Source organism: Kluyvera chengduensis (genome assembly GCF_044197065.1).
In the GTDB taxonomy this organism is placed as follows: Bacteria; Pseudomonadota; Gammaproteobacteria; order Enterobacterales; family Enterobacteriaceae; genus Kluyvera; species Kluyvera ascorbata_C.
On the sequence record NZ_JBIQOI010000001.1, the window covers coordinates 620331 to 638754 of the forward strand.

At 54.3% G+C, this 18424-nt stretch carries 23 protein-coding genes and 1 pseudogene; 8 read left to right on the forward strand and 16 right to left on the reverse strand.

Features of this window, described 5'->3' with window-relative positions:
- The first annotated feature begins 134 nt into the window (after positions 1-134).
- From ACH1XZ_RS02800 to dgcQ, 3 genes are all read left to right on the forward strand, one after another.
- Positions 135-1046: a DUF808 family protein gene (locus ACH1XZ_RS02800; protein WP_395594253.1), complete on the forward strand. Its 912-nt coding sequence runs from the start codon at positions 135-137 to the stop codon at positions 1044-1046.
- A gap of 77 nt (positions 1047-1123) precedes the next feature.
- On the forward strand, positions 1124-1303 hold the full coding sequence (locus ACH1XZ_RS02805; RefSeq protein ID WP_395594254.1) for a YodC family protein: 180 nt from the start codon (positions 1124-1126) through the stop codon (positions 1301-1303).
- A gap of 158 nt (positions 1304-1461) precedes the next feature.
- Positions 1462-3183, forward strand: a complete 1722-nt coding sequence (gene dgcQ, locus ACH1XZ_RS02810; protein WP_395594255.1) for a cellulose biosynthesis regulator diguanylate cyclase DgcQ — start codon at positions 1462-1464, stop codon at positions 3181-3183.
- Positions 3184-3486: 303 nt separating this feature from the next.
- On the opposite strand, the gene ACH1XZ_RS02815 is transcribed toward dgcQ, so the two are convergent.
- The gene (locus ACH1XZ_RS02815) at positions 3487-3693 is read right to left on the reverse strand and encodes a DUF2525 domain-containing protein (RefSeq protein ID WP_395594256.1); all 207 of its coding nucleotides are present in this window, start codon (positions 3691-3693) and stop codon (positions 3487-3489) included.
- Between the two features lie 173 nt (positions 3694-3866).
- Between ACH1XZ_RS02815 and dsrB the strand changes: the two genes are divergently transcribed.
- Entirely contained in the window at positions 3867-4058 is a 192-nt protein-coding gene (gene dsrB / locus ACH1XZ_RS02820) for a protein DsrB (protein ID WP_035896994.1), read from the forward strand.
- A 50-nt stretch (positions 4059-4108) separates the two neighbouring features.
- Here the strand turns inward: dsrB and rcsA are convergent, their stop codons facing one another.
- The 14 genes from rcsA to fliF form a co-directional block, all read right to left on the reverse strand.
- Positions 4109-4732, reverse strand: coding sequence for a transcriptional regulator RcsA (gene rcsA, locus ACH1XZ_RS02825; protein ID WP_395594257.1), 624 nt, complete (start codon positions 4730-4732; stop codon positions 4109-4111).
- A gap of 279 nt (positions 4733-5011) precedes the next feature.
- Positions 5012-5806 carry a flagellar biosynthetic protein FliR gene (gene fliR / locus ACH1XZ_RS02830; RefSeq protein WP_035896990.1) on the reverse strand — a complete coding sequence of 265 codons (795 nt, stop codon included), beginning with the start codon at positions 5804-5806 and terminating at the stop codon, positions 5012-5014.
- 5 nt (positions 5807-5811) lie between these two features.
- Positions 5812-6081 carry a flagellar biosynthesis protein FliQ gene (fliQ, locus tag ACH1XZ_RS02835; protein WP_035896987.1) on the reverse strand — a complete coding sequence of 90 codons (270 nt, stop codon included), beginning with the start codon at positions 6079-6081 and terminating at the stop codon, positions 5812-5814.
- Positions 6082-6090: 9 nt separating this feature from the next.
- Positions 6091-6828: a flagellar type III secretion system pore protein FliP gene (fliP, locus tag ACH1XZ_RS02840; RefSeq protein ID WP_395594258.1), complete on the reverse strand. Its 738-nt coding sequence runs from the start codon at positions 6826-6828 to the stop codon at positions 6091-6093.
- Positions 6828-7235, reverse strand: a complete 408-nt coding sequence (fliO, locus tag ACH1XZ_RS02845; protein WP_395594687.1) for a flagellar biosynthetic protein FliO — start codon at positions 7233-7235, stop codon at positions 6828-6830. The genes fliP and fliO overlap by 1 nt, the downstream gene beginning before the upstream one ends.
- A gap of 67 nt (positions 7236-7302) precedes the next feature.
- Entirely contained in the window at positions 7303-7716 is a 414-nt protein-coding gene (gene fliN / locus ACH1XZ_RS02850; RefSeq protein ID WP_035894148.1) for a flagellar motor switch protein FliN, read from the reverse strand.
- Positions 7713-8717 (reverse strand): flagellar motor switch protein FliM, encoded by a 1005-nt coding sequence (fliM, locus tag ACH1XZ_RS02855; RefSeq protein WP_395594259.1) that lies wholly within the window; start codon positions 8715-8717, stop codon positions 7713-7715. The genes fliN and fliM overlap by 4 nt, the downstream gene beginning before the upstream one ends.
- 4 nt (positions 8718-8721) lie before the next feature.
- Positions 8722-9189, reverse strand: coding sequence for a flagellar basal body-associated protein FliL (gene fliL, locus ACH1XZ_RS02860; RefSeq protein WP_395594260.1), 468 nt, complete (start codon positions 9187-9189; stop codon positions 8722-8724).
- A 100-nt stretch (positions 9190-9289) separates the two neighbouring features.
- The gene (locus ACH1XZ_RS02865; protein ID WP_395594261.1) at positions 9290-10501 is read right to left on the reverse strand and encodes a flagellar hook-length control protein FliK; all 1212 of its coding nucleotides are present in this window, start codon (positions 10499-10501) and stop codon (positions 9290-9292) included.
- Complete coding sequence (fliJ, locus tag ACH1XZ_RS02870) at positions 10498-10941, reverse strand: flagellar export protein FliJ (RefSeq protein WP_035894139.1); 444 nt, start codon at positions 10939-10941, stop codon at positions 10498-10500. The genes ACH1XZ_RS02865 and fliJ overlap by 4 nt, the downstream gene beginning before the upstream one ends.
- A 21-nt stretch (positions 10942-10962) precedes the next feature.
- Positions 10963-12333 (reverse strand): flagellar protein export ATPase FliI, encoded by a 1371-nt coding sequence (fliI, locus tag ACH1XZ_RS02875; RefSeq protein ID WP_395594688.1) that lies wholly within the window; start codon positions 12331-12333, stop codon positions 10963-10965.
- Positions 12333-13031 (reverse strand): flagellar assembly protein FliH, encoded by a 699-nt coding sequence (gene fliH, locus ACH1XZ_RS02880; protein WP_395594262.1) that lies wholly within the window; start codon positions 13029-13031, stop codon positions 12333-12335. Before fliH ends, fliI begins: the two co-directional genes overlap by 1 nt.
- A complete protein-coding gene (gene fliG, locus ACH1XZ_RS02885; RefSeq protein WP_035894135.1) occupies positions 13024-14019 on the reverse strand; it encodes a flagellar motor switch protein FliG in 996 nt (331 codons plus the stop codon). Before fliG ends, fliH begins: the two co-directional genes overlap by 8 nt.
- A complete protein-coding gene (gene fliF, locus ACH1XZ_RS02890) occupies positions 14012-15682 on the reverse strand; it encodes a flagellar basal-body MS-ring/collar protein FliF (protein ID WP_395594263.1) in 1671 nt (556 codons plus the stop codon). Before fliF ends, fliG begins: the two co-directional genes overlap by 8 nt.
- A 215-nt stretch (positions 15683-15897) precedes the next feature.
- Between fliF and fliE the strand changes: the two genes are divergently transcribed.
- Positions 15898-16209, forward strand: coding sequence for a flagellar hook-basal body complex protein FliE (gene fliE / locus ACH1XZ_RS02895; protein WP_270501824.1), 312 nt, complete (start codon positions 15898-15900; stop codon positions 16207-16209).
- A 5-nt stretch (positions 16210-16214) separates the two neighbouring features.
- Here the strand turns inward: fliE and ACH1XZ_RS02900 are convergent.
- A pseudogene (locus tag ACH1XZ_RS02900) lies at positions 16215-16352 on the reverse strand (integrase); the annotation flags it as partial.
- Between the two features lie 7 nt (positions 16353-16359).
- Here ACH1XZ_RS02900 and ACH1XZ_RS02905 point away from each other — a divergent pair.
- From ACH1XZ_RS02905 to ACH1XZ_RS02915, 3 genes are all read left to right on the forward strand, one after another.
- Positions 16360-17277 (forward strand): acyltransferase family protein, encoded by a 918-nt coding sequence (locus ACH1XZ_RS02905; RefSeq protein ID WP_395594264.1) that lies wholly within the window; start codon positions 16360-16362, stop codon positions 17275-17277.
- Positions 17278-17836: 559 nt separating this feature from the next.
- Positions 17837-18148, forward strand: coding sequence for a hypothetical protein (locus ACH1XZ_RS02910; protein WP_395594265.1), 312 nt, complete (start codon positions 17837-17839; stop codon positions 18146-18148).
- Complete coding sequence (locus ACH1XZ_RS02915) at positions 18138-18407, forward strand: hypothetical protein (protein ID WP_395594266.1); 270 nt, start codon at positions 18138-18140, stop codon at positions 18405-18407. The genes ACH1XZ_RS02910 and ACH1XZ_RS02915 overlap by 11 nt, the downstream gene beginning before the upstream one ends.
- Positions 18408-18424 lie beyond the last annotated feature (17 nt).

Genomic DNA, 18424 nt, shown 5'->3' on the forward strand with positions numbered 1-18424 from the left:
CAAAACTACCGTGCTGGCGAGTGCTTTAATTCAGGGGTTGATGTTGTTTTTATGTTATAAATATGTATCTCTTACGCCCCGCGCGATTTTGCTTCATACTTTGTTATCAATACAAAAAATAAAGGATGTGGTTCGTGGCAGGAAGTAGCTTATTAACCTTGTTAGATGATATCGCCACTTTACTCGATGATATCTCGATGATGGGCAAACTGGCGGCGAAAAAAACGGCTGGCGTGCTGGGGGATGATTTATCGCTGAACGCCCAGCAGGTTTCAGGCGTGCGCGCGAATCGCGAGCTGCCGGTGGTGTGGAGCGTGGCGAAAGGCTCGTTGCTTAATAAAGTCATTCTGGTCCCGCTGGCGCTGTTAATCAGCGCTTTTATCTCCTGGGCGGTGACGCCGCTTTTGATGATTGGTGGGGCATACCTCTGTTTTGAGGGCGTGGAAAAAGTGCTGCATACGCTGCATGAGCGTAAGCATAAAGGCGATGACGATGCACGTCAGCAGCGCCTGGAGGCTATCGCGCAGCAGGACCCTGGCAGCTATGAGCGAGATAAAGTGAAAGGCGCTATCCGCACCGATTTTATTCTCTCTGCGGAAATTGTTGCCATTACCTTAGGCATCGTCGCTGAAGCGCCGTTGCTGAACCAGGTGCTGATTTTATCCGGCATCGCCGTGCTGGTGACCGTTGGCGTCTACGGCCTCGTGGGCGTGATTGTGAAGCTCGATGATATGGGCTATTGGCTGGTCGAGAAGCGCAACGCGCTGGCACAAGGCGTCGGTAAAGGGCTGCTGGTGGTCGCACCCTGGCTGATGAAAACGCTGTCTGTCGTGGGGACGCTGGCCATGTTCCTGGTGGGGGGCGGTATTGTGGTTCACGGCGTTGCACCGGTGCATCATGCCATCGAGGCCTTCGCCGCGCAGCAGGCATCCTGGCTTGCCACGCTGGTGCCGGTGTTCGCCAATCTGGTGCTCGGTTTTGTGATTGGTGCCGTTGTGCTGGCCGCGGTGAATGTGATCTCACGCTGGCGTCAGTCTCGCGCATAAAAAATGCGGTTCCGGTACGCAAACCGTTCGTGGATCGGCTAAGGTGAAACTGTTTCACCCTGATACCGGAGGCAACAATGGTCTTTTTGGTCAGTGATGAAGTCCGGCCCAAAAATGGTGGGCCGCGAATGGTCGTAACGGGATACGCCAGCGGGATGGTGGAGTGCCGCTGGTACGATGGTTTTGGCGTTAAGCGGGAGGCATTCCGTGAAGAAGAGCTGATTCCAGGCGAACTATCCCCACAAGAGCAAACGTAATCTTTGCCTTTGCGCCCGGCAAACGCCGGGCGGTTTAGGGCCGTTATTCCGGCCCTTTGTCGTAGCGCGTTGTCGTGGAGCAGCATGAATTATCAGCAGCAATTACATCTGGAACGATTCTGGGTTGTCGAACCAAACAGCCGTTTGGGAGGGCAACCGTGCATCCCCTGAAGGCGACGACAACGACTTCCACTGGATGGTGGCCTAAGCTGACGCGCCGGGTGAAGCCTGAGCGGGTCGTCAATATCTGTTTTCTGGTGGTTCTCTTCTTTTCAACGCTGCTGACATGGCGTGAAACCATCGTACTGGAAGATGCCTATATCTCAAGCCAGCGTAATAACCTGAAGAACGTGGCCAATGATATGGACGCGCAGCTTCAGTTTAACACTGACCGTTTGCTGTTTTTCCGCAATGGGATGCAGTCGGCTCTCCAGGAACCACTGGCATTTGAAGCGTTGCGCATCGCCGAGCAGCAGTTCGAGCGCCAGCGTGCGCTGCCTGACTGGCAGATCTCTCTCAACAATAACCGAACGCTGCCGCTGAACGGCGTATCCGACGCGTTCGTTGAGCATACTAACCTGCTGTCCCGCGACAACCCGCTGCTGGGCAACGAGTTCATGGCTACCATTGAACTGGGCTACCTGCTGCGTTTATCCGCGGTGACCCGTCAACACCTCGCGCGTTTTGAAACCCATATGCTGTACGTCTCGCGTGCCGGTTTTTACCTCAGCACAGAGGCTACCCAGCAGGACAGCATCACCGAATATTACTATCGTCTGGCAACCAGCTCCTGGTTTACCCAGCAGTCGCAGCGTGACAACCCCGAGCGCGGCGTCAGGTGGCAGACTATCTTTAGCCGGGATAAAACGCCTATCGCCCAAACCGTCACTGCCGCCGTCCCGCTGGACTATGAACAGTATTGGTTCGGCGTGCTGGCTATCCAGCTGTCAGTCAACGAAATGACACAGTTTCTGACGCAATCGGTAGAAGGAGAGGAAGAGGGCGAATACCAGCTTTACGACCGTCGAATGAACCTGATTGCCTCTTCTGAGCCGGAAGCATCTAAGCGCACTGTGCTCTCGCAAGAGATTCAGGCCCAGCTGGCTCATGCCTACGAAAGCGAAAACGAAGGCAGCGTGCGCCAGCTTTCGCGCTATATCAGCTGGGAGAAGCTGCGAAATTTTGATGGCGTACTGCTGCGCATTCATAGCCTGGAAGAGGGGGTGCGCGGAGACTTCGGCAGTATCAGTATTGCGCTGACGCTACTCTGGGTTCTCTTTACCACAATGCTGATTATCTCCTGGCTCGTGATCCGCCGCATGGTGCGCAATATGTCCACGCTGCAGGATTCGCTAGCATGGCGCGCGTGGCACGATATGCTGACCCGCCTTTATAACCGCGGCGCACTGTTTGAAAGAGCGGGTAAGTCCCTCGCTGACTGCCAGAAGGCAGGTCAGTCGCTGGCGGTCATTCAGCTCGACCTCGACCATTTTAAAAGCATTAATGACCGCTTTGGTCACCAGGCGGGTGACCGGGTGCTTATTCATATTGGTCGGGTGATCCTCAATAAGATTCGCAAGGAAGACATCGCTGGCCGGGTAGGCGGTGAAGAATTTTGTCTGGTGCTGCCGGGCACTTCGCTCGCTCAGGCCAGGGTCATTGCAGAACGCATCCGCGAAAGCATTAACAGCAGGGAAATCCTTGTGTCCCGTAATCAGACCATTCGGGTGAGCGCCTCGCTCGGCGTCTGTAGCAGCGATGAACTGGAACAGTATGATTTCCAGCATTTGCAATCTATCGCCGATAAGCGACTCTATCTGGCGAAAACGGGTGGGCGAAATCGTGTGTGCGCAGAGGACGGCGAGGGCGGGGAAAAATAGCGTCTTAAAACATAAATTTAACTTATGTTAAGCATGTTTGTTGAGAAAAATCTTAAAGGCGTGATGGCGATAGTCTGAAAATAAAAATGTCATCTTCCTGATTTATCATCAGGTTAGCGAAGCGTCTGCGTAAGCATGACTACGCTGTCATGTTTATTTCTTAGGTGAATAATTCTTGTCATTTTAAATAAACGACGATAATGTTTCACCCACGTCAGGTTTCCTGATGTAACGAATATTTCAATGCTTCTTGCTTCGGCAAGGTTGATCCCGACGCTTACGTGTCGGGATTTTTTTACCCCTCTAGCGCGTCACTTCCGTTACGCTGAAATCATGAATATCCAACTCGAAGGCTTCAGCTAACTCGTGCCAGGTATGGTATTCGCGGCCATCTACGCTCACGTGATGTGGGTCCTCCGTCGCGCGGTGGATTTCGCTTTCGCTGATTTCGTTAATCGCTGCGAGCAGCGCATCAATGTTAACCCCTCGGGGGTCGCTTGCTATCTTCATCACAGACACCCTTTGTTTCGGTCCCTGTATAAGTATACATCTAATGAATGTTTTTGCTCAAAAAATGAGCAATACAACGATAGTGATGGATAATTAAGCACTTATGCAACGGAGCGCTGTCAGCGCGGCAATTTTGTTCTAAACTGGGCTAAACCACTCAGGAGATGACGTTTATGCAAGTTAACGATCGTGTGACGGTCAAGACAGATGGGGGGCCGCGTCGCTCCGGCGTCGTGCTGGCAATTGAGCAATTCAATGAAGGGACGATGTATCTGGTGTCGCTGGAGGATTATCCTATGGGGATCTGGTTCTTCAACGAGTTGGGCCACGCAGACGGTATTTTCGTTGAAAAAAGCGAATCGTGATTTAGTCATCTGGCGGTAGCGATACCGCCAGTTTCCCTGCTGTCGTTGTCCTAACGCATATTGACGAAAATGCCTGATGTGACATTCTCAGCCAGACGAACAACATGATAGATAACCTGTTTGTTATGCGTTTTTATTTTCTTTTTAATATTACCCTTATGTGACGATACGGTTTTAGCTTTAATATTCATCTGATCGGATATTTGTATCGTTCCCTGGCCCGACATCCACATTTTCAGCATGCTGGATTCCGTACGGCTTAATGACAGGGTGGAGATATTAGTTTGCTTTACTTCTGCTGTTTCTTTTTTCAGATAATTACCCAAAATGATATCGAGCGTTTCAGGTTTTATCGATTTAGAACTAATTAGCAGATTACTCCTAACCATCAGATATTCGTCAAAATGAATATTGGCAATCGCCATAAAAACAATGAACAACGTCCTGGGGTGTTGATTAATGATCTGCTTAATATGCAGACTACTCTGCACATCATGAATGAAGCAGTCCTCATTAATAAACACGACAGCTGGATGGCGAACAGCGCATATCTCAGCGAGCCCGTCAACGTTGTCTACATTGTCAATATCACGTTTTTTTACCCCACGACTGGCCAGGTATCCGGTTAACCCTAGCCGCGTATAACTGCATAGATCCATAATAATCGTTGACATGGCATACCCTCACTCAATGCGTAACGATAATTAACCCACTGCCTTCGAACTTCATCGCCGCAACGAACCTGGTGAAAATAAAAAACAAGAGGATGAAGACGAACAGGCGGCATCAACTATCCCGTAAAGTTACGTATAATTTGCCAGGAATCATCTCAAAGTAAAGTAAATGTTATGTTGTGTGAATCACCTAAAAACAAATAACCCGCGCCAGCGATATGCTGGTAGATGTTTTTACAATTTTACTTTAGGAATTTCCTTATAATAACCAGGGGGAGGTTATGGAGAATTTATACGTGGTAACTCACTGATAATATCTGCTAATAGATCAAATATCTCACTAAATAAGTGCTCGCAGAACGGGGCGATCAGCGGCATTAATGCCGCCATTAATAGAATGCCGACGGTGAGAGTAATCGGAAAACCGATAACGAATACGGAGAGCTGCGGCGTCATACGGTTGAGCATACCCAGCGCCAGGTTGACCGTCAGCAGCAGCGTGATGATCGGCAGGGCCAGCATCACGCCGTTGAGGAAAATCATCCCTCCGGCGCGCGTTAGCGCTAAAAACGCGTTGCTGTTAATGGGTTCACCGCCGATGGGAAGGGTGTGAAAAGTATCGACCAGCAGCGAAATAAGCCATAAATGACCGTTAAAAACCAGGAACAGCAGCATGGCGAGCATGTCCATGATTCGGGCCAGCACCGGCATGTTGAGGTTGCTTCCTGGGTCGACAAAGGTGGCAAAGGAGAGGCCCATCTGCAGGCCGATAACCTCGCCGGAGTAGCGAACGGCCGCAAAGGCGAACTGCATGGTGTACCCCAGCGCGATGCCGATAAGAATCTGCTGTAGCGCCAGCCAGAGCGCATTTGCCGAGAAGATAGGCACTTCAACGACCGGCAGAGAAGGGGCGATAACCACGGTGATAATGATCCCCAGCCCCACCTTCACGCGTTTCGGGATGGTGCGCTCATTCAGAATGGGAGCGGTCGTTATCAGCGCCAGTACTCGCAGCATGGGCCAGAAATAGAGGCTGAGCCAGGAGAGCCACTGGTCGCTGGTGAAATGGATCATCGTGCTTAGCCGATGATATAGGGCAAGTTGTTGAACAGCGTTCGCACGTAATCCAGCAGGAGATTGAGCATCCACGGCCCGGCAACGATAATGGCGATAAACACCGCGATGATTTTTGGAATGAACGACAGCGTCATTTCGTTAATCTGCGTCGCGGCCTGCAGGATGCTGATAATCAGACCGGTCACCAAAGAAACCAGCAGCAGCGGGGCGGCCAGCGCCAGCGCGACTTTCATCGCTTCGGTGCCCATCATCATGACGGATTCAGGGGTCATCGGTACTCCTTAACTGTAAAAACTCTGCGCCAGCGAGCCGACCAGCAGCTGCCAGCCATCCACCAGTACAAACAACATTAGCTTAAACGGCAGCGCGATGGTGGCCGGGGGCACCATCATCATCCCTAGCGCCATCAGGACGCTGGCGATCACCAGGTCGATAATCAGGAACGGAATAAAAATGGTGAAACCAATCTGGAAGGCGGTTTTCAGTTCGCTGGTGACATAGGCCGGAAGCAGAATACGCATGGGAACGGCTTCTGGACCTTGCATCGGCTGGCTGTTGGCGAGTCTGGCAAACAGCGCAAGATCGGCTTCGCGGGTCTGGCGCAGCATAAATTCACGCAGCGGCTGCGCGCCTTTTTCCAGCGCATCCTGCATGGTGATTTTATCTTCGCTAAATGGCTGATAGGCGTCGGTGTAAACTTTGTCGATAACCGGCGACATAATGAAAAAAGTCAGGAATAGCGCCAGCCCCAGCAGCACCTGGTTAGGTGGCGCCGACGGTGTACCCATAGCGCTTCGCAGCAGGCCGAATACGATGATGATGCGGGTGAAGCTGGTCATCATCAGCAAAATAGCCGGGATAAAGGTCAGCGAAGTAATAAAAACCAGGGTCTGAATCGGCAGCGACCAGCTCTGGCCGCCGTTGGCCAGCGGCTGGCTGATTAGCCCTGGAAGTTCGGCAAAAGCGGAGGGCGACAGCAACAGCAACCCGCTCAGCGCAAGGGAATAAATACGACGCATCAGGATCTCCCGGGACGCTTAAGCATGTTTTTCATCAGTGATGCAAATTCAGGCGCGGCAGCCTGCGGCGGCAGATTCTCCGCTGAGGCTGGCGGCAGCTTATGCAGCAACGTCACCTGCTGTGCGGTGACGCCTAGCACCAGACGCGCATCTTCCACATTAACAATCACCACGCGTTCACGGGCGCCCAGCGAGGCGCTAGCGCTCACCTTTAACCCGCTTGCCGGCTGATTTCTCATGGCGCCCGGCATGACGCGCTTCACCACCCATGCCGCCGCCAGGATGAGCACGATAATGCCCAGCAGGGCGCCGCTAACCTGAATGAGCGGCGACGTCACCGGCTCATTAACGTGCGCAACGGTCACCGGCGTGGTGGCTGTTGTGGCACTATGACTTGTCGCCGCCACGCCGTGGACAGACGGCGTAGCGCTATGAGAGACCGGTGCGGGTGGCACAGCGTGGTTGGCGCTCATCTTAACGGCTCAGGCGACGCATACGCTCTGATGGCGTGATGATGTCGGTGATGCGTACGCCGTACTTGTCGGCGACGACCACGACTTCCCCCTGGGCAATCAGATAGCCGTTGATCAGGATATCCAATGGTTCACCCGCCAGACCGTCCAGCGCCACCACGGAACCCTGCGTCAGGCGCAGCAGCTCTTTAATGGTCATCCGGGTACGACCCAGTTCAACGGTCAGCTTGACCGGAATATCCATGATCAGGTCGATATCCTGCAGCGTGCCGCTGACGTCACCGCCGCCCAACTGCTGGAAGACCGCATCGGCAGCGCTTTTGCTGCTGGTGGTTTTCTGTTCGTTCAGCGCTTCAGCCCACAGATCGTCCACGGATCCGCTGTTGTCATCGGGTGGAGTATTCATATCACTCATTTGGGCTGTTCCTCGTTCAGCGAATTCAATATCGGGTTGATCAAATGTTCTACGCGCAGCGCATATTGTCCGTTAACCGTGCCGTACTGGCTGGTTAACACCGGCACGCCGTCGACGTGCGCAATAATGCGATCGGGCTTCTCTATCGGCAGCACATCACCGGGTTGAAGTTTGAGTATTTGTGACAGTCGAAGCGAGATATCGGCGAAGTTCGCTATCAGTTCGAGCTCGGAGTGCTGTACCTGACGCACCAGATTTTCACGCCAGTTCTGATCTTCATTGCGTGAGTTTTCCAGCGGCGGGTTAACCAGCAGCTCGCGCAGCGGCTCAATCATGCTGAACGGCAGGCAGATGTTAAACTCGCCGGTCAGGTTGCCTATTTCTACATGGAACGGGGTGTTGACCACGATGTCGTTCGGCGAGGTGGTGATGTTGGTGAACTTCACCTGCATCTCCGAACGGACATATTCCACTTCCAGCGGGTTGATCGCTTTCCATGCGTCGCTATAGCCTTCCAGCGCCAGCTTCAGCATGCGGTTGATGACCCGCTGCTCGGTATGGGTGAACTCACGACCTTCTACTTTGGTCGGAAAACGCCCATCGCCGCCAAATAGGTTATCTACGGCGATAAACACCAGGCTTGGGGAAAAGACCACCAGGCCCGTACCGCGCAGCGGCTTCAGATGGATCAGGTTAAGGTTGGTCGGCACCGGTAGGTTACGAGCAAACTCGTGGTAAGGCTGAATACGAATCGCCCCCACGGTGATGTCCGGACTCCGGCGCAAGAGGTTGAACAACCCCATACGGAAGTGGCGGGCAAAACGCTCGTTGATGATCTCCAGCGCCTGCAGACGTTCGCGAACCACACGTCGTTGGGTATTGGGGTCATAGGGGCGAATGTCATCTTCGCCCGTTGCGCGTGCCTGCGGTTCGTTAGGGTTGTCGCTGTCGCCGTTCAACAGCGCGTCAATTTCGGCCTGAGAAAGAATGCTATCGCCCATAGTCCTACCGCAAAATAAAGGCTGTATACAGCACGTCGGTAATGTTCTGTTTTGGCTGGCCAGCAATCAGCGGCGCGCTCAGCGTCTCTTTAATCTCGGTAGCGAGCTGCTTTTTACCGTCATCAGTTGCAAGCTTAGTCGCATCCTGGCGTGACAGCAGCAGGAGCATACGGCTGCGGACTTCCGGCAAATAGTCATTCAGACGCGCGCGGTCGGCCTCAGATTTCATTCGCAGCGTTACGCCAACGTACAGCACGCGGTCGGCATCGCCGAGATTGACGGTAAAGGTATCCAGCGGGAAGAAGACCGGCGCAGCTGGCGGCGGCGCTTCTTTTGGCGCGGCGGTCTCTGCTTTGTTGGTTAAACGCCAGTAGCTGTAGCCTGCGGTGGCGCAGGCGGCGAGCGTTACCAGCACCAACAAAGGGATCCAGAGGGAGCGTTTGCTCTTTTTATTGATAGCGGTGTCAGTCATTTGATGCGGTCTTCCTTTTAGAGCCTATCCAATGATTATCCCGCCTCCCGCGCGGGTCAAAGCGTGGAAAAGACGGGAATAATCGTGTTACCTCGGGCGTTTAAGCGAAGATATCTACCGCATTATCCCCGCGAGCCGAAGATTGCAGGGCGGCAGGGATGGCGAGAAGTTCGGTATCGTCCTGGTTTTCACCGCCGTCAGCGTTATGACGTGCGGCAAACGACTGCTGAGATGACGGTTGCTGCTGTTGGCCTGCAAAGCCGTCGCTGCTGATATTGCTTTGTCCCAACTGAATGCCATTTTCTTCAAGCTGTGTGCGCAGAACCGGAAGCGCAGCCTCCAGCGCAGCACGCACGTGGCTGTGCGGTGAGGCCATCTGGATTTGCGCCAGGTTATCTTCCACCTTCAGCGTAATGTGTACCTGGCCCAGCGATTCCGGGTGCAGGCGCAGTTCGGCGGTTTGCTGGCCCGAGCGGGTAAACAGCGTGATGTGCTGGCTCACGTTCTGCTGCCAGTCCGCGGTGCCCAGTTGGGCGCGCACGTTGGCCGTCGCGGCGGCTGGAAGCACCGGCGCGGCGTTATTCTGGTTGGCGACCGGTGCCAGTGCGGCGGTGGCGGCGGTGGGGCTCGAGACGCTTTCTGATTCCGCTTTCTGGGTTGGGATCACAAAGGCGGAGTCGGCAGGCAGCGCGCGGGTATCAACGCCGGTTTGCGTGGTCGGCGTGCCTTTCACATCCACAAAGCCCTGAGATTTCGTGTTACCGCGACCGAGTGCAGTGGTCAGCGAGCTGAGGGTGTCACTATTTTGCGCAGGTGCAGTGGCGGTTGCCGTCTGCTGAATCTGCGGGGTGACCGGCAGCATCGCCATCAGCGCGCTAAGACTTTTCAAATCGTCGTCGCTCAGTTTGCTTTCAGCGGAATCGTCATCGCTTTTCGCGTCCGCTTTACCGGTGGTCAGTTCACTTTTCAGATGGGCAGCCAGCGAGCTTAACAAGGTCTGGGCATCACTCGAGGTCGCTAAGTCAACGTCGCTCCCGACGCTGGCATTGGCCTGAGAGGCCTCCTGCTGCACCAGCCACTTGGTCAGCGACTGACCCTGAACTTTGATATCTTTAAGACCTTTCACATCGGCAAGACCTTTGACATCACCGTCGGCGAGCAGCGCGTTTTTTGCGCCCGCAGGGTCGGCGGTCTGGGTCAGTGCGCCAGCCAACAGCGCCAGGAAATCCTCGGGTGACCCCGGGGTTTTTGCCGTCGCGTCTGCGCCTGCAATATTGGCCTCGCTGACGGCAAGGTTAGGCAGAGTAATCATTCGGGTTTCCTCAAGGTTGCGCGTTGGGCAAACTCATCCATTTTTTTCTGATCAAGCCGGTTCTCCGCCAGCAGCGCGGCGGATTCTTGCCGATCCTGTAGCGTTTGCCATGCCTGCAAACGCTGCTTTTTCTCGCGCCAGAAATTCAGCGCCTGTTCCACTTTGTTGTTCCACTGAATCAACTGCTGACGGTGCTGGTCGATGGCTTTCTCCAGCGTTTGAATAAACTGCTGGTAGTTCTGCCATCGCAGACTGGCAATGCCCTGCGTCATGTCGTTGTTCAGGCTGTTCTGATATTCGAGTTGGTAGTCCATCAACATCTTGAGCTGTTCTTCCGCCTGCTGGCATCCGCGCCGCATTTCACCCAAAACCAGGGCGGCGTTGTCCACGTCAGTTTCTGCCAGCTCTTTCAGCGTGGCTAATGCACCGTGCTGCGCCATATTTGTGATCCTCTTGCTTCACTATGACGATGGGAAAATCATTTCCAGGGCCTGGATGGATGATTCCCAGTCTGCTTTTTCAAGAATGCCTTGCTGTAAAAATGCTTCCAGATGCGGCCAAAGCGTAATGGCTTTATCCAGCATCGGATCGCTGCCCTTGGCGTAGGCGCCGACGCTAATCAGGTCGCGGTTACGCTGGAAGCTTGAGAGCAACTGCTTAAAGTTGCGTACCCGCGCGTAGTGCTCTTCGCTGATGAGCGCGGTCATCGCACGGCTGATCGAGGCTTCGATATCAATAGCCGGATAGTGCCCGGCTTCCGCCAGTCGACGCGATAGAACAATGTGGCCATCAAGGATGGCGCGTGCGGAATCGGCTATCGGGTCCTGCTGGTCATCACCTTCGGTCAAGACGGTATAAAACGCGGTGATCGAGCCGCCGCCGGTGATGCCGTTACCGGCACGTTCAACCAGCGCTGGCAGCTTGGCGAAGACCGAAGGCGGGTAGCCTTTGGTGGCCGGCGGTTCACCGATGGCTAGCGCGATTTCACGCTGCGCCATGGCGTAGCGGGTCAGGGAGTCCATGATCAGCAGTACGTGCTGACCGCGGTCGCGGAAATCTTCCGCCACGCGGGTCGCATAGGCGGCGCCCTGCATACGCAGCAGGGGAGAGACGTCGGCTGGCGCCGCAATCACCACCGAACGCGCGCGGCCTTCGGTGCCGAGAATGTTCTCGATAAAGTCTTTGACTTCGCGCCCACGTTCGCCGATAAGCCCGACGACAATGACATCGGCGCGGGTATAGCGCGCCATCATGCCGAGCAGTACGCTCTTACCGACGCCGGAACCGGCAAACAGCCCCATACGCTGGCCGCGCCCGACGGTGAGCAGGGCGTTGATAGGGCGTACGCCGGTATCCAGCACGTGCTCAATCGGCGTGCGCTGTAACGGGTTAAACGGCGCGGTAATCAGCGCACCGGTTTCGGTGGTATCGGGGGCGGGCAATCCATCGAGCGGCTTACCGCTACCGTCCAGCACGCGGCCCAGCAGCGCCGGGCCAAGCGGTAGCTGTTTGCCGCTTTGCAGGCCATCACCGGCGGTGTTACGCGCATAAACGCGCGCGCCAGGCAGAATGCCCTCGACTTCTTCGAGCGGCATCAAAAACAGGCGGTGACCGTTGAAGCCAACGACTTCGGCTTCCACTTCCTGCATCTCTGCGCCCTGTTGACGTTCGATAATGCAGGTCGCGCCGAGCGGAAGCTGTAGCCCGGTGGCTTCCAGCACCAGCCCCGTTGCGCGGGTGAGACGACCATAGCGACGTACGGCAGGAAGCTGCGCGATGCGCGCCTCTAAATTGTCGAGCGTGTTGAGCCAGCGGGTCAGGCGCACGGTCATCAGCAGGCTCCCGGTGCCGCCAAACGGCACAGTTCCTGCCAGCGCGTGGCGACGCTGGCATCCAAATCGCCTTCATCAGCGGAGACTTTGCAGCCGCCGGGATGCAGAGTAGGGTCGCCCCGCAGCCGCCAGCCGTGCAGGTTGAGCGTGGCGCCGAGCATCTCTTCGACGCGCGGTAAATCTTCCGGGCTAACGCGAAGCTGCGGCTTGCCGGTGAACAAGGGTTCTTGCTGAAGCAGGGTTTGAATCTGCTTTATCAGCGCGGTGTTATCCACCACCGGCACCTGCCCGACAATCTGCCGCGCCGCTTCCAGCGCCATCTGCATCAGGCGCGAAGCAATGACGCTGTCGAGGGTATCCAGCGTATGCTGAAATTCGCTCGCCAACTGCTGCATACGGGCGTGAATTGGCGCTTGTTCCTGTTTGGCCTGCGCCAGGCCCTGTTCGAGCCCTTGCGCCAGACCTTCCTGATAACCCTGCTGCTGACCGGCGGCGTGACCTTCACGCAGCCCGGCCTGGTAGCCCTGTTCATGAGCCTGAATCTGTAGCTGAGCCAGCTGCTGCTGTTGCAGCTGCTCGGCGGAAATCTCTTCTTGCTCTTCGTCCATTTCGTCAACGGAAAGCGGGGTAAACTCCATTTCCATCGGCGGAGAGAGATCGTCTGGCTGCCAGACTTTCCACGGCGTGGTATCAGACATAGGTGTCGTCTCCGCTGCCAATCACCATCTCCCCGGTTTCGGCCAGACGACGCACAATAAGCAGGATGGCTTTCTGTTCGTTCTCGACCTGAGACAGGCGTACCGGGCCGCGGTTGGCCAGGTCGTCGCGCAGAATGTCGGCCGCACGCTGGGACATATTGCGCAGGAACTTCTCGCGCAACGGTGGCTCGGAGCCTTTGAGGGCAATGAGCAGCGACTCGGAGTCCACTTCCTGCAGCAGGCGTTGGATGCTGCGGTCGTCCACGTCGACCAGGTTCTCGAACAGGAACATCTCGTCGATGATTTTCTGCGCCAGATCGCCGTCGAACTCGCGCACGGCGGTAATAACCGCTTCTTCCTGCTGCGTTTTCATCAGGTTGATAATCTCGGCTGCCGTTCTTACGCCGCCCATTTTGCTGCGCTTGAGGTTCTGGCCGTCGAGCAGGTTGTTCAGCACTTCGGTCAGTTCCGCCAGCGCCGCTGGCTGCACGCCGCCGAAGGTGGCAATACGCAGCATCACGTCGTGACGCAGACGTTCGTCGAACAGCGCCAGAATATCGGCCGCCTGACCGCGTTTGAGGTGCACCAGAATAGTCGCGATAATCTGCGGGTGCTCTTCGCGGATAATATCGGCGGCGCTCTGCGGCTCCATAAAGTTGAGCGTTTCGAGGCCGCTGGTGGTTTCGCGGGTTTCGAGAATATCTTCCAGCAGGCTGGCAGCACGCTCTTCGCCCAACGCTTTGACCAGCACCGTACGCAGGTAGTCGTTGGCATTGACGCTCAGTGCCGCAAACTGCTCGGCTTCTTGCTCGAACTCCGCCAGCACGTCGGTCAGCTGTTTATTAGAGATCTGCTTTACGCCCGCCATGGCGGTACTGAGCTGCTGTACTTCGCGGGTGCTGAGGTGCTTGAACACCTCGGCCGCGCGGTCTTCGCCAATCGTCATCAGCAAAATGACGCTTTTATCGATTCCAGTCAGGTTACTCATGGTCGTTATTCATCCATTGGCGAATGACCAGCGCTACCACGCGCGGATCGTTATCAGACATTTCACGAATACGCTGGCTCATGACTTCAGCGCTCAGGCGCTGGTTAGCACGGCGCTGCTGCGTTTGTTCATCTTTGCTGAGGCGAACCTCAACGGCGTCCTGCGCTTCCTGCTGAACTTTCACCTGTTCGGCGGTCGCCAGCGCGATGGCTTCACGGCGTTGGAGCTGCGGCTTAATCGCTTTACGCCACAGCAACCAGGCGACAATCAGCACCAGTAACCAACGACCGGCGGTCATCAGCTGATCGATAAATGACTGCTGCTTCCAGAATGGCAGTTCACCACCGCTTTCATCGGTATCGTTAAACGGTGAATTGACCACGTTCAGGGTATCGCCACGGGTGGTGGAGAAGCCCATCGCTTCGCGGGTCAAATCTTCAATCTGCTTCATCTGATCGTTCGTAAGCGGCAGCGGTTTGCCATCCGGCAGATTACGGTAGTTGACCACCACGGCCACCGACAGACGTTGAACATCGCCAACGTTTTTCTTGGTGTGCATGATGGTGCGGTCAAGCTCGTAGTTGCTGGTTTCATTACGCTGCGTATTGCGCGGACCGGTGGTGGTAGTGTTGCGGTTCGCGGCGGTCTGACCGTTGGCCTGGTTTGCCGGCGGCGTACTGATAGGTGCCGATGGCGCAGGGGCAGGGGTGTTTGACAGCGCGCCCGGAACGCCGCCCGGATAAGGGCTGCCGATCTGGTCGCTCTCGCTAACCTGACGTGAACGCACCGCCGCCTGGCTGGCATCGCCGTTTGGACGATACTGCTCGTCGGTTTGCTCTTTGTTATCAAAGTTGATTTGCGCGGTGACCTGCGCATGGACGTTGCCGTTGCCGACAATCGGCCCGAGTATTGCTTCGATGCGGCGCTGAACGCGGCCTTCAACGTCGGCGGCATATTTCAGCTGCGCGTCGTTCAGGTCGCGGGCGCTGGTATTTGACTGCGTCAGCAGGTGGCCGCCCTGGTCGACAAGCGTGACGTTGCCCGGCGGTAAACCGGCGACGGCGCTGGAGACCAGATGCACAACGGCAGAAATTTGCCCTTCATCGAGCGCGCGGCCGGGTTCCAGATTGACGGTTATCGAAGCGGAAGGGGATTTTTGTTCACGGACGAACAGCGACGGTTTCGGCATTGCTAAATGCACGCGCGCGCTTTTTACCGGGCCGAGGGTTTCAATAGTACGGGCCAGTTCGCCTTCCAGCGCACGCTGATAGTTGACCTGCTCGCTGAACTGGCTGATGCCAAATTTTTCCTGGTCGAGCAGCTCAAAACCGACCGAGCCACCTTTCGGCAGGCCAAGCTGAGCCAGACGCAGGCGCAGCTCGTGAACTTTATCCGCAGGAACTTCCAACGCGCCGCCGTTATCGGCAAAGCGGTAAGGGACGTTCATCTGGGTTAACTGCGTGACGATAGCACCGCCGTCCTGGTCAGACAGGTTGCTGAACAGCGTGCGGTAGTCCGGGGATTTTGCCCACAGCACCATCGCCACAAGAACGGCCACAGCGGCCGCACTGGCGACCATCAGTGGGATTTTAGGATTCGCGCGCAGGCGGTTGACCCACTCTAAGGTTTTATTTTGTGGTGTAGCCGTAGCACTCGCGCTCATTGCGCACCTCGTCGATCCTGATCAATGGCGTTAAACGTTAACGAAAACAAAGCAGACTCCCAGGTCAGAACTCATAAAGATAGCTATGCCATTATTTGTTTCTTTAGGATTTTTGATGGGCCAAATAACCCATTTTTATGGTGCTATTTAGCGCCTTTATCTTATTGACAAACTGGTAAGCTCGTTCCCAGGTTAAATACAATCCAGGAGTTCATATGGCGATTCAGGGTATTGAGGGTGTTCTGTCACAGCTGCAAGCCACGGCGGCAATGGCACGCAACCAGAGCGTGGATACGCAACCAAGCATCAGCTTTGCCGGGCAGCTTCACGCCGCGTTGGATCGCGTGAGCGAGACGCAAAACAGCGCGAAAGCTCAGGCGGAGAAGTTTTCGCTGGGTGAGCCAGGCATTGCGCTGAACGATGTTATGACCGATCTGCAAAAAGCGTCGGTGTCGCTGCAGATGGGGATTCAGGTGCGCAATAAGCTGGTGAGTGCGTATCAGGAAGTGATGGGCATGCAAGTCTAGTGTGTCTAACTATTTGATTGTGTTTGCCTAATTACATCCGATCCTATGGCGTGGGGCATGGACGGGGCAAACTCACTCAATTTCTGGTTCAGAATGAGTACCTGGTCCTGGTTGTTTTCGGCCATCCAGGATCCGTAAACTAAAAATAAAATGCGAAATTTAGCTATTGATTACCTTAAGGTGGGTCTGGCCTACTTAGTTCTTGTTCTGCATTCAGGAATATTTATGCATGATATCCCCGTATTGGGGTTTATGTTGATAAATGGCGTGTGCAGAATTGCTGTGCCGATATTTTTATTAATTAGTGGCTATTACTTTGTTCATATAGCAACCCCAGATAAGTTGCGGGGGTGGCTTGTTCGGTTGGTAGTGCTTTATCTGTTGTGGATGATTATTTATTCTCCATTCTGGTTCGATGAAAGGCACCTGAAGTCTCTCGTGAATCTCGCAATCGGATTCTATGCACTATGGTATTTTCCTGGTGTAATCATTGCTGGGGTGATGCTATACCTGATGCGAGGAGTAAGGGCATCAGTTCTTCTGGCGGTAGCCTCAGCGCTATACCTTACAGGCTTTGCAATACAGTTAGCTGGCAATACGCACGTAATGACTGGAAAACTTGATACGCTATTTAACTGGTATCCATTTTACAGAAATGCTGTTTTCTATTGCTTCCCCGTTCTTGCTCTTGGTTATGTTATGAAGCGAGATGGTTTGTGGTCAAAACTGCGAATCCGAAAATGGCATGCTGTTGCAGTTATTGCTCTTGTTGTTGCTGAGTCATTGGCGAATTATGCTATTGTTGGTAATGAACCATTAGATCTGATGCTGGTTCTCCCACTTGCTTCAGTAGTAATATTTCTCTATGTGAAAGATCAGAACCTGCATGGTGTAGGAAATAACGCTGCCATGTTCTCAGTTGCGGTCTTCCTAATCCATCCGATGTGGTATTTGTTATACAGCGAACTAAATGTCAACATGCCAAAGATCGTATTTACATTGGTCATGACAACTATATCAGCGATGCTTTTAGTTGCAGCCAATAAAAGATTGAAATATATCCTGTAGAAAATATTCACAGAATCCATATGAGCCCTGAAAAATAATCGGGGCTTTTTTGTATCTGCAATCCGGTCAGGGCTTTTGAGTGAATACGTGCTGCACGACACGTTGAAGCTCATACGCGAGAGCCCTGAGCCAGATTACAGAATCCCGCCAGCTAGGGAATCAAGGCCAATAGAGCCTAAATGCCTCACTCCCTCATTGCCCTACGCCCGGGCAATTTTTTAAAGCGCATTACCACCAAGAACCAGACCCAACCAACTCATTGCTGAATATCTGTGGCTACGGAGTTAGTGCGCTTCAAAAAAGAAAGCCCAGCGCAATGGCTGGGCTTCGTGAAGATGGGCGGCAAGAGACTGCGTCAACAGCCTCCTGCCTGATCTGCTCATGCTATTAGTCACGAACAAACCACGTTACCGAAAAATGTATCCTGGATTTGTTCACCCAGCAATTGCATCAAATCTTAAACAGAACAAATCCCCCATTATTTGGGGTCGCAAATTTGCGCCCTGGTAGTCTCATGCCAGATCGCTTCAACAGGCCACCGCATGGTGGAGACTACGCAATGGCAAATGGAACGGAATTAATTCCGGCCTTGCTACTCGCGCTCATCATGACGCTGGCGGGTTCGTTGGCGAAGTATTCGTTGACGAAGCATTCGAATAAAGCGCCGGAAGACCCGGTACCTTTTCTTAGTCATGTTGCCGTGTCGCTTTTCGCCGGAATGATGATGTGCCTTCTCGGGCTTACTAATGGCTGGTCACTCTATGTTGTAGGCATAGGCTGCGGCTGGGCTGGATGGCAAGGTGCATCGGTAATCAAACAAATCAGGCCGCCTGGATTTAGTTCCGGGAACGGTGACGACAATGAACGATAAACTTCTCATTAAGTTGGGGCGGTACGTAATAAATGCCGTCCCGGTTCTGTATATCTGCGCCATGGTAGGTTTCTGCTATAGCGTGCAAAGCATGATCAACACCACCATCCGAGAGAATGCATCGCTGACAAAGCGACTTGCTGCGTCAGACTTAAAGAAGTCTGAGCTACAAAGGCAGTTGGCTGTCAATCAGATTTCTCAGCAGCCTCCAGAGGTTGTCATTATTTCCCCAAACGGTTCGAAAGTTCAGCCAATGTAAAACTCACGCGACCTTTC

Excerpts from the sequence above, each read along its gene's own strand:
- ACH1XZ_RS02805 (WP_395594254.1), top strand. The coding sequence starts at position 1,124 with ATGGTCTTTTTGGTCAGTGATGAAGTCCGGCCCAAAAATGGTGGGCCG.
- ACH1XZ_RS02815 (WP_395594256.1), bottom strand. The coding sequence starts at position 3,693 with ATGAAGATAGCAAGCGACCCCCGAGGGGTTAACATTGATGCGCTGCTC.
- dsrB (WP_035896994.1), top strand. The coding sequence starts at position 3,867 with ATGCAAGTTAACGATCGTGTGACGGTCAAGACAGATGGGGGGCCGCGT.
- rcsA (WP_395594257.1), bottom strand. The coding sequence starts at position 4,732 with ATGTCAACGATTATTATGGATCTATGCAGTTATACGCGGCTAGGGTTA.
- fliR (WP_035896990.1), bottom strand. The coding sequence starts at position 5,806 with ATGATCCATTTCACCAGCGACCAGTGGCTCTCCTGGCTCAGCCTCTAT.
- fliQ (WP_035896987.1), bottom strand. The coding sequence starts at position 6,081 with ATGACCCCTGAATCCGTCATGATGATGGGCACCGAAGCGATGAAAGTC.
- fliP (WP_395594258.1), bottom strand. The coding sequence starts at position 6,828 with ATGCGTCGTATTTATTCCCTTGCGCTGAGCGGGTTGCTGTTGCTGTCG.
- fliN (WP_035894148.1), bottom strand. The coding sequence starts at position 7,716 with ATGAGTGATATGAATACTCCACCCGATGACAACAGCGGATCCGTGGAC.
- fliM (WP_395594259.1), bottom strand. The coding sequence starts at position 8,717 with ATGGGCGATAGCATTCTTTCTCAGGCCGAAATTGACGCGCTGTTGAAC.
- fliL (WP_395594260.1), bottom strand. The coding sequence starts at position 9,189 with ATGACTGACACCGCTATCAATAAAAAGAGCAAACGCTCCCTCTGGATC.
- ACH1XZ_RS02865 (WP_395594261.1), bottom strand. The coding sequence starts at position 10,501 with ATGATTACTCTGCCTAACCTTGCCGTCAGCGAGGCCAATATTGCAGGC.
- fliJ (WP_035894139.1), bottom strand. The coding sequence starts at position 10,941 with ATGGCGCAGCACGGTGCATTAGCCACGCTGAAAGAGCTGGCAGAAACT.
- fliI (WP_395594688.1), bottom strand. The coding sequence starts at position 12,333 with ATGACCGTGCGCCTGACCCGCTGGCTCAACACGCTCGACAATTTAGAG.
- fliH (WP_395594262.1), bottom strand. The coding sequence starts at position 13,031 with ATGTCTGATACCACGCCGTGGAAAGTCTGGCAGCCAGACGATCTCTCT.
- fliG (WP_035894135.1), bottom strand. The coding sequence starts at position 14,019 with ATGAGTAACCTGACTGGAATCGATAAAAGCGTCATTTTGCTGATGACG.
- fliF (WP_395594263.1), bottom strand. The coding sequence starts at position 15,682 with ATGAGCGCGAGTGCTACGGCTACACCACAAAATAAAACCTTAGAGTGG.
- fliE (WP_270501824.1), top strand. The coding sequence starts at position 15,898 with ATGGCGATTCAGGGTATTGAGGGTGTTCTGTCACAGCTGCAAGCCACG.
- ACH1XZ_RS02905 (WP_395594264.1), top strand. The coding sequence starts at position 16,360 with ATGCGAAATTTAGCTATTGATTACCTTAAGGTGGGTCTGGCCTACTTA.
- ACH1XZ_RS02910 (WP_395594265.1), top strand. The coding sequence starts at position 17,837 with ATGGCAAATGGAACGGAATTAATTCCGGCCTTGCTACTCGCGCTCATC.
- ACH1XZ_RS02915 (WP_395594266.1), top strand. The coding sequence starts at position 18,138 with ATGAACGATAAACTTCTCATTAAGTTGGGGCGGTACGTAATAAATGCC.